The following is a 9,472-nucleotide window of genomic DNA, read 5'->3' as shown; positions in this document are numbered from 1 at the left end:
AAAATAGACTCGATACGATCAGCAAACGAAACATGGACCCTCCTTGGCAGCGCTAGTCTCTTCTGAAAGCCTACGCCATTGTCGTTCGGGCTGCATGACAGACGTACCCGAAGCGCTTTGCTATGCTGGCATCAATTTCGCTCATCAAGCAGGAGTTTACATGCTTTCAAACCCTCCTCGCATCGCCATCGTGGGCGTGGCTGGCCGTATGGGCCGCACCCTTGTCGCTGCCCTGGACCAGGACGCCCAGGTCAAGCTTGCTGTGGGTGTCGTCGAACCGGGAAGCTCGTTGAGAGGCGCGGATGTCGGTGAGCTGGCTGGCCTGGGCAAACTCGGCGTTTTGGCAGTGGATTCCTTGGCAGACGCGGTGGATGAGTTCGATGTGTTGATCGACTTCACCGCTCCTCGCGTTACCCTCAAGAATCTGGCGTTCTGTGCCGAACATGGTAAATGCATGGTGATCGGGACCACTGGTCTTGGCGAAGGCGAGCTGGCCGAGCTGGATGGCTATCGAGATCGGGTGCCGTTGGTATTTGCTCCTAACATGAGCGTGGGAGTGAACCTGACTCTCAAGCTTCTCGAGACGGCAGCCCAGGCATTGGGGGACGAGGGTTACGATATCGAGGTAATCGAAGCGCATCACCGCTACAAAGTCGATGCGCCATCCGGCACTGCCCTGAAGATGGGCGAGGTGGTTGCCGAGTCCTTGGGCCGCAGCCTCAAAGAACACGGTGTCTTTGAGCGTGTCGGCCAGTGTGGCCCGCGATCGGACAAGGAGATCGGCTTTGCTACGATACGCGCCGGAGACATCGTCGGCGAGCATACGGTGCTGTTCGCCACCGAGGGTGAGCGAATCGAGATCACTCACAAGGCCTCGAGTCGCATGACCTTTGCCAAGGGTGCAGTGCGTGCGGCGCGCTGGGTGAGCGAGCAGCCCCCAGGGCGCTACGACATGCAGGACGTGCTGGGCTTGAAGTGATGACTTGAAGTGATGACAAGGCCCGCCAATGATGGAGGGTAGTACCTATCCACTGAATCCTGTAATATCGCGCCAATTTGGCCAGACAATCGGGTGTCAAGAGGGCCATGGTGCCGAGCGAATACAATCAAGCGGGATGAAACCAGTCTGCATCGGGTTTCGTCCCGCTTTTTTACGACTTGAGTGTCTTGGCAAGGCCTTGGCCAACGGCTTAACGGGATTCAAATAGAGTGGAGGACGTTGCGTTGAACAGACCCGCGATACTGGCCCTGGAAGATGGCAGCGTATTTCATGGCAGCGCCATTGGCGCTAGTGGGCAAACCACTGGCGAAGTGGTATTCAATACCGCCATGACCGGCTATCAGGAGATCCTGACCGATCCTTCCTACACTCGCCAAATAGTCACCTTGACCTACCCCCATATTGGCAATACTGGCGTGAACCAGGAAGACGTCGAGTCCGATCGCATTCGAGCTGCTGGACTGGTAATTCGCGACCTGCCCCTGTTGGCCAGCAGCTTTCGCAGCCAGCAGCGCCTGGACGATTACCTGCAGGAACATGGTGTTCTCGGGATCGCTGATATCGATACCCGCCGCCTGACCCGCATCCTGCGGGACAAGGGCGCCCAGAACGGCGCCATCCTGGCCGGACCAGATGCCGAGGGCGGCGATGCCGTCGAACGGGCCCTGGCAGCGGCCCGGGCATTCCCGGGTCTGGCCGGCATGGATCTGGCCAAGGTTGTCTCTTGCGAGGCGACCTATGAGTGGAGCCAGGGCGACTGGACGCTAGGCAAGGGGTATGCGGAAACTGCCTCGGATGAGGCACGTTATCATGTCGTCGCGTTTGATTACGGCATCAAGCACAACATTCTGCGTCTGCTGGCCTCCCGGGGGTGCCGTTTGACGGTGGTGCCGGCCCAGACGCCCGCCGCCGAGGTGCTGGCACTGAAGCCGGACGGCATCTTCCTATCCAATGGCCCGGGTGATCCGGAACCCTGCGACTACGCCATCACGGCGATTCGTGAACTGCTCAAAAGTGGCATTCCGCTGTTTGGCATTTGTCTAGGGCATCAGCTCTTGGCGCTGGCCTCCGGTGGACGCACGGTGAAGATGAACCACGGCCATCACGGTGCCAATCATCCGGTCCAGGATCTCGACAGTGGTCAGGTGATGATTACCAGCCAGAACCATGGTTTTGCCGTGGACGAAACCAGCCTGCCAAGCACGCTTCGTACGACTCATCGCTCGCTGTTTGACGGCACTCTGCAAGGAATCGAGCGCACCGACTGCCCGGCTTTCAGCTTCCAGGGCCACCCGGAGGCGAGCCCTGGGCCGCAGGATATGGCGCCCTTGTTCGATCGCTTCATTGCCATGCTGAGCGCGGGTCGATAATTACGCCGAGTCTGTTTGCCTCATCGCTAGTCACCTTCTTCAGCGGAAATCGTCATGCCCAAACGTACCGACATCCAAAGCATTCTGATCATCGGCGCCGGCCCCATCGTCATCGGCCAGGCCTGCGAGTTCGACTATTCCGGCGCCCAGGCCTGCAAGGCGCTTCGCGAGGAGGGCTATCGGGTCATTCTGGTCAACTCTAACCCGGCCACCATCATGACCGACCCGGTGATGGCAGATGCCACCTACATCGAACCGATTACCTGGCAGGTGGTGGAAAAGATCATCGAGGCGGAGCGTCCGGATGCCATCCTGCCCACCATGGGCGGCCAGACCGCGCTCAACTGCGCGCTGAATCTCGACAAGCACGGTGTGCTGGCAAAATACGGCGTGGAGATGATCGGAGCCGACGCCAACGCCATCAACAAGGCCGAGGATCGGGATCTGTTCGACAAGGCGATGCGTAACATCGGGCTTGAGTGTCCCAAGGCAAAAATCGCTCACTCCATGCAGGAAGCCTGGGAGATTCAAAGCGAACTGGGCTTTCCGACCATTATTCGCCCCTCTTACACCATGGGTGGCTCCGGCGGCGGGGTAGCCTACAACAAAGAAGAGTTCGAGGAGATCTGCGGGCGCGGCTTCGAGCTTTCCAGCAATCATGAGCTCTTGATCGACGAGTCGCTGCTGGGCTGGAAGGAGTACGAGATGGAGGTCGTTCGCGACAGGAACGATAACTGCATCATCGTCTGCGCCATCGAGAACTTCGATCCCATGGGTGTTCATACCGGCGATTCCATCACCGTGGCCCCGGCCCAGACGCTGACGGACAAGGAATATCAAATCATGCGCAACGCATCCCTTGCGGTGCTGCGCGAGATCGGCGTCGAGACCGGTGGTTCCAACGTGCAGTTCGGCGTCGATCCGAACACCGGGCGCATGGTGGTGATCGAGATGAACCCGCGGGTGTCGCGCTCATCCGCCCTGGCCTCCAAGGCCACTGGCTTTCCGATCGCCAAGATTGCCGCCAAGCTGGCGGTGGGCTATACCCTGGACGAGCTGCAAAACGACATTACCGGCGGCAAGACCCCGGCTTCTTTTGAACCGTCCATCGATTATGTGGTCACCAAAATTCCGCGCTTCACCTTCGAGAAGTTCCCTCAGGCCAACGATCGCCTGACCACCCAGATGAAGTCCGTGGGTGAGGTGATGGCCATCGGGCGTACCTTTCAAGAGTCGTTGCAGAAGGCGCTGCGCGGCCTAGAGACCGGCAACGACGGACTCGATTCCAAGTTTCCTGAGTACAAGTCCGGCGAATTCAGTGAGGCCAACCTGGGGTTGATCAAGGGCGAGCTTCAGGCTGCTGGCGCGGAACGCATCTTCTTCATCGCCGATGCCCTGCGCGCCGGCATGAGCGTGAACGAAATATTTGCCCTAACCAATATCGATCGCTGGTATCTAGTGCAGCTCGAGGAGTTGGTGCGTATCGAGCAGGACTTGACCCAGCGTTCTCTGGCTGAGCTTGATGCCCGGGAACTGTTCGCTCTCAAGCGTAAGGGCTTTGCTGACGCGCGTCTGGCCAATCTGCTCGGTGTCTCTGAGCAGGAGTTTCGTCAGACGCGGCACAAGCACGGCATTCGGCCGGTCTATAAGCGGGTGGATACCTGCGCTGCCGAATTTGCCTCCCACACCGCCTATATGTACTCCACCTACGAAGAAGAGTGCGAGGCCGCACCTTCCAATCGCCAGAAGATCATGGTGCTGGGGGGCGGGCCCAACCGCATTGGTCAGGGCATCGAATTCGATTACTGCTGCGTGCACGCGGCCCTGGCGATGCGCGAGGATGGATTTGAAACCATCATGGTCAACTGCAACCCGGAAACCGTCTCCACGGATTACGACACCTCGGATCGTCTCTATTTTGAGCCGGTGACCTTGGAAGACGTGTTGGAGATCGCCGATAAAGAGCAGCCGGTTGGTGTCATCGTGCAGTTCGGTGGCCAGACGCCGCTCAAACTGGCCCGGGCACTTGAGGCCGCTGGCGTACCGATCATCGGTACCACGCCGGATGCCATCGATCGGGCTGAGGATCGCGAGCGTTTCCAGCAAATGATCGACAAGCTGGGACTCAAGCAGCCGCCCAATGCTACCGCGCGTAGTTTCGAGGAGGCTTTTGCCAAGGCCGAAACGATCGGTTATCCCTTGGTGGTTCGGCCTTCCTACGTGCTGGGCGGGCGAGCCATGGAGATCGTCTACGATGCCTCGGAGCTCGAGGGCTACATGACCCATGCGGTCAAGGTCTCCAACGACTCGCCGGTGTTGCTCGATCACTTCCTCAATGCGGCAATCGAGATCGATATCGATGCAGTCAGCGACGGCCGTCAGGTGGTGATCGGCGGTATCATGCAGCACATTGAGCAGGCCGGGGTGCATTCCGGCGACTCTGCCTGTTCACTGCCGCCGTACTCGTTGCCCGCGGATGTGCAGGATGCGATGCGGGCCCAGGTCAAGCGCATGGCACTTGAACTCAACGTGGTGGGATTAATGAATGTGCAGCTGGCCTGGCAGGACGGTGAGATCTACATCATCGAAGTCAACCCGCGTGCTTCGCGTACCGTACCCTTCGTTTCCAAGTGCATCGGCACCTCGCTTGCCCAGATCGCGGCTCGCTGCATGGCCGGCAAGACCCTTGCAGAGCAGGGTTTTACCCAGGAGCTGATTCCGGGCTACTTCAGTGTCAAGGAGGCGATATTCCCTTTCAACAAGTTCCCCAGCGTTGATCCCATCTTGTCGCCGGAGATGAAATCCACCGGGGAAGTGATGGGAAGCGGGGCTACCTTCGCCGAAGCCTTCTACAAGGCCCAGCTGGGCGGCGGCGATGCGATTCCACCGCTGACCGGCGATCGCCAGGCATTTTTGTCCGTGCGCGAGCCGGACAAGGCCGGCATTATCGAGGTGGCGGAATCTTTGCTAGCATTAGGGTTTACCCTTTGCGCCACTCGCGGCACCGCTCGCGCCCTTGAGGCTGCGGGACTCCCGGTGGAGACGGTCAACAAGGTTTTCGAGGGGCGTCCGCATATCGCTGATATGCTCAAAAACGATGAAGTAGCCTATATCGTCAATACAACCGAAGGCCGTCAGGCAATCAATGACTCTTCGGTGATTCGTCGCACCGCACTATCGCGTAAAGTGCCTTACGCCACGACGCTAGCAGGTGCGCGTGCCGTGTGTATGGCGCTCGAGTACGGTAATGAAATAACGGTGCGTCGTCTTCAGGAACTGCATGCAGGAGCAACAACATGAACAAGGTCCCGATGACCGTGCTGGGTGAACAGCGTCTACGGGAAGAACTCGGTCGGCTTAAGAGTGAAGCACGGCCCCGAGTCATCAGTGCCATCGCCGAGGCGCGCGAGCATGGCGATCTGAAAGAGAACGCCGAGTATCACGCTGCCCGTGAAGAGCAGGGTTTCATCGAGGGTCGCATCAAGGAAATCGAGTCGAAGCTTTCCGCCTCTCAGGTTATCGACGTCACCAAGATGCCAAAGTCGGGGAAAGTCATCTTTGGCGTTACCGTAGAGTTGCTCAATCTGGATAGCGATGAAGAGGTCCGCTATCAGATCGTTGGTGAGGACGAAGCCGATATAAAGTCCGGCAAGATATCGGTGACGTCGCCCATCGCTCGGGCACTGATCGGCAAGGAGGAGGGCGACGTCGTGCTGGTACGTACTCCTGGTGGTGAAGTGGAGTACGAGATCAGCGGCGTTCAGTACATTTGATCGTTCCCGTGCAGTAAATCAGTGGGCCTTTCAACCTACTGACCACGGGGTTTACTGCCTAGTGCCGGCCATGATGTTCGTTGGCTCGGGCCACGTTGGAAAGCTTGGGATTGGCGTTGGGGTTGCGACGATAAAACAAGGCCATTTTGCCAATGGTTTGCACGACTTCAGCTTGAGTTTGCTGAACGATGGTGTCGATGAGTTGCTGGCGTGTCTCACGCTCGCTTAGCGCTATTTTGATCTTGATCAGTTCGTGATCGGCCAAGGCACGCTCGAGTTCGGCGATGACGTTCTCAGTGAGACCATTTTCTGCAACCGTTACCACGGGGTCCAGATGGTGCCCGATGCTGCGCATTGCTTTCTTTTGTGCCTGTGACAAGCCCATGATATCGTGCCCTTGATCCGTAGGTGTATGACGAAAAGAGATAAGACGAAGAGTCGCGCCATGGTACGGCGAAAGTCCAGGTGTGCAAAGTGGCCAGCCTTTTTGGAAGGTGTAGCCTGTTTTCGTCAAAATCACTATTTGATCAATGGCCCCATTTTAATTTTCATGATGACTCAGGTGATTTAGTGGCTCGATCCGACTCCAAGAGTAGCGCTGGTTGGCTCAAGGAGCATTTCGATGACACCTATGTTCAGCGTGCTTGGCAGGATGGTTATCGCTCTCGGGCGAGTTATAAATTGCTGGAGATCGATGCCAAGGATCATCTTTTTAAGCCTGGCATGACGGTAATCGATCTAGGCGCAGCCCCAGGTGGCTGGAGCCAGATTGCCGTGGACAAGGTGGGTTCGCAAGGATGCATCGTTGCCTCGGATATCCTTGAGATGGATGCTCTGGCAGGTGTTGATTTCGTGCAAGGCGACTTCACCGAAGATCATGTATTGGCAGCCATTCTAGAAGCACTTGAAGGACGACCAGTGGATCTGATCATTTCCGATATGGCGCCCAATATGAGCGGTATGTCGGCCATCGATCAGCCCCAGGCAATGTATCTTGTAGAACTGGCGTTGGATTTGGTGCGAGAAGTGCTTTCCCCTGGTGGCACTCTATTGATAAAAGTATTTCAGGGAGAGGGGTTCGATGACTATTTGAAAGCGCTAAGGCAGGCGTTTGGCAAGGTGGTTACCCGTAAACCTGAATCCTCTCGAGCGCGATCCCGGGAAGTCTATCTCCTGGCGAAAAGATACAAGGGTTGACGCTTGGAATCGCGATGGAACGACCCCATCTGTTATGGTGTCAGAAGAACACACGACGTTTGGCAGACGAATTGATGCAACGAGGGTATTGCCTTGAATGACATGGCGAAGAACCTGATTCTGTGGTTGGTCATCGCAGCAGTTCTGCTGACGGTGTTCAATAATTTCAGTGTCGACACTGCACCGCAGTCAATGAACTACTCTCAGTTCGTGCAGCAGGTGCAAAATGGGCAGGTCCGCTCGGTCACCATCGATGGCTATACGGTCACCGGTGAGCGTGAAGATGGATCGCAATTTCAAACTATTCGTCCGGCAGCTCAAGATCCCAAGCTGATGGACGATCTATTGGCCAATGATGTCAACGTGGTCGGCAAGAAGCCAGAAGAGCAAAGCCTGTGGACAAGGCTTCTAATTGCAAGCTTCCCGATATTGATCATTCTGGCTATTTTCCTGTTCTTCATGCGTCAGATGCAGGGCGGCGGGGCTGGCAAGGGCGGCCCGATGAGTTTTGGCAAGTCCAAGGCCAAGCTACTGACCCAGGATCAGATCAAAACGACCTTTGCCGACGTGGCAGGTTGTGATGAAGCTAAAGAAGAAGTCGAAGAACTGGTGGACTTTCTCAAGGACCCCAGCAAGTTCCAGCGCTTGGGTGGTCAGATACCCCGAGGCGTGTTGATGGTAGGCCCTCCGGGTACCGGTAAGACCTTGCTGGCAAAAGCCATTTCTGGCGAAGCCAAAGTGCCATTCTTCAGTATTTCAGGATCTGACTTCGTTGAAATGTTCGTGGGCGTCGGTGCTTCACGGGTGCGTGACATGTTCGAGCAGGCCAAGAAGCAGGCGCCTTGCATCATCTTCATCGACGAGATTGATGCGGTAGGCCGACATCGTGGTTCTGGCATGGGTGGTGGTCATGATGAGCGGGAACAGACACTCAACCAGCTATTGGTCGAGATGGACGGTTTTGAGGCTAACGATGGCATTATCGTCGTCGCCGCGACCAACCGCCCTGACGTACTCGATCCGGCGTTGCTGCGCCCCGGTCGCTTTGATCGTCAGGTTACCGTAGGTCTGCCCGACATCCGGGGTCGTGAACACATCCTTGGGGTGCATCTGCGTAAGGTGCCTCTAGGGGAAGATGTAAAGCCCAGCGTGATCGCGCGCGGCACGCCAGGTTTTTCCGGGGCGGATCTGGCCAATCTGGTGAACGAGGCGGCCTTGTTCGCAGCGCGGCGAAATCGCCGGTTAGTGAATATGGAAGAGCTGGAGCTTGCCAAAGACAAGATCATGATGGGCGCCGAGCGCAAGTCCATGGTCATGACTCAAAAGGAAAAGCTCAATACGGCCTACCATGAGTCGGGTCATGCGATCATTGGTCTACTGATGCCAGAGCATGATCCGGTCTATAAGGTAACGATCATTCCTCGAGGGCGTGCGCTGGGTGTCACCATGTTCCTGCCGGAAGAGGATCGATACAGCTTTTCGCGTCAGCAGATTCTCAGCCAAATTTGCTCGCTGTTTGGTGGGCGTATTGCCGAAGAGATGACCCTGGGGCCGAATGGCGTGACCACCGGTGCCTCCAATGACATCAAGCGGGCAACCGAGCTTGCTCATAGTATGGTGGCCAAATGGGGGCTCTCCTCAGAAATGGGGCCTCTGATGTACGATGAAGATGAATCGCATCAATTCCTGGGGGGGCCGGGTGGTGCCGGTAGTAGGTTCAATTCGCCAGACACAACCACCAAGCTGGACAAGGAAGTACGACGCATCATCGATGAGTGCTATGCTCAGGCCAAACAGCTTCTCGAAGACAATCGTGACAAGCTGGATACGATGGCCGAAGCCTTGATGCAGTACGAGACCATTGACGCAGAACAGCTCAAGGACATCATTGAAGGACGTAAACCGCGTCCGCCCAAGGATTGGGGTGACGATGGCTCTGGTGGAGGCGCCGCTGTCACGGGCGATCCTTCTCAGCGTCCCGGCGGCAATGAGGTTGGCCCTGGCCCAGACGGCGATGAGGAGGAGGACAAGGGTCCTCGACGACGCCCTTCTGATCCGCTAGGTGGTCCCGCTGGCCATTAGCAGTCTGTTTGCCAATGAATACGGAAGGCGCCCAAAAGGCGCCTTCCGTC

General features: G+C 57.1%; 7 protein-coding genes. 6 read left to right on the top strand and 1 reads right to left on the bottom strand.

Annotation, left to right across the window (positions count from 1 at the left end; all coding sequences use genetic code 11):
- Nucleotides 1-160: 160 nt before the first annotated feature.
- The 4 genes from dapB to greA all read left to right on the top strand — a co-directional run bounded on the left by dapB (nucleotide 161) and on the right by greA (nucleotide 6,143).
- Nucleotides 161-979, top strand: a complete 819-nt coding sequence (gene dapB / locus CH74_RS14700; protein WP_048308284.1) for a 4-hydroxy-tetrahydrodipicolinate reductase — start codon at nucleotides 161-163, stop codon at nucleotides 977-979.
- A 245-nt stretch (nucleotides 980-1,224) separates the two neighbouring features.
- Nucleotides 1,225-2,370 carry a glutamine-hydrolyzing carbamoyl-phosphate synthase small subunit gene (gene carA, locus CH74_RS14695; protein WP_172656348.1) on the top strand — a complete coding sequence of 382 codons (1,146 nt, stop codon included), beginning with the start codon at nucleotides 1,225-1,227 and terminating at the stop codon, nucleotides 2,368-2,370.
- Nucleotides 2,371-2,424: 54 nt separating this feature from the next.
- Nucleotides 2,425-5,670, top strand: a complete 3,246-nt coding sequence (gene carB, locus CH74_RS14690; RefSeq protein ID WP_048308282.1) for a carbamoyl-phosphate synthase large subunit — start codon at nucleotides 2,425-2,427, stop codon at nucleotides 5,668-5,670.
- Nucleotides 5,667-6,143: a transcription elongation factor GreA gene (greA, locus tag CH74_RS14685; protein WP_048308281.1), complete on the top strand. Its 477-nt coding sequence runs from the start codon at nucleotides 5,667-5,669 to the stop codon at nucleotides 6,141-6,143. The genes carB and greA overlap by 4 nt, the downstream gene beginning before the upstream one ends.
- 58 nt (nucleotides 6,144-6,201) lie before the next feature.
- Here greA and yhbY read toward each other — a convergent pair whose 3' ends face one another.
- On the bottom strand, nucleotides 6,202-6,528 hold the full coding sequence (yhbY, locus tag CH74_RS14680) for a ribosome assembly RNA-binding protein YhbY (protein ID WP_048308280.1): 327 nt from the start codon (nucleotides 6,526-6,528) through the stop codon (nucleotides 6,202-6,204).
- A 185-nt stretch (nucleotides 6,529-6,713) separates the two neighbouring features.
- On the opposite strand from yhbY, the gene rlmE reads away from it, so the two are divergent.
- Entirely contained in the window at nucleotides 6,714-7,340 is a 627-nt protein-coding gene (rlmE, locus tag CH74_RS14675; RefSeq protein ID WP_048308279.1) for a 23S rRNA (uridine(2552)-2'-O)-methyltransferase RlmE, read from the top strand.
- A gap of 93 nt (nucleotides 7,341-7,433) precedes the next feature.
- Nucleotides 7,434-9,422 carry an ATP-dependent zinc metalloprotease FtsH gene (gene ftsH, locus CH74_RS14670; RefSeq protein WP_048308278.1) on the top strand — a complete coding sequence of 663 codons (1,989 nt, stop codon included), beginning with the start codon at nucleotides 7,434-7,436 and terminating at the stop codon, nucleotides 9,420-9,422.
- Nucleotides 9,423-9,472: the final 50 nt, after the last annotated feature.

The sequence above is a fragment of the Halomonas sp. PR-M31 genome (genome assembly GCF_001039575.1).
Taxonomy (GTDB): domain Bacteria; phylum Pseudomonadota; class Gammaproteobacteria; order Pseudomonadales; family Halomonadaceae; genus Modicisalibacter.
The sequence above is the reverse complement of the archived record's forward strand: the minus strand, read 5'-3'. Positions and strand labels throughout refer to the sequence as shown.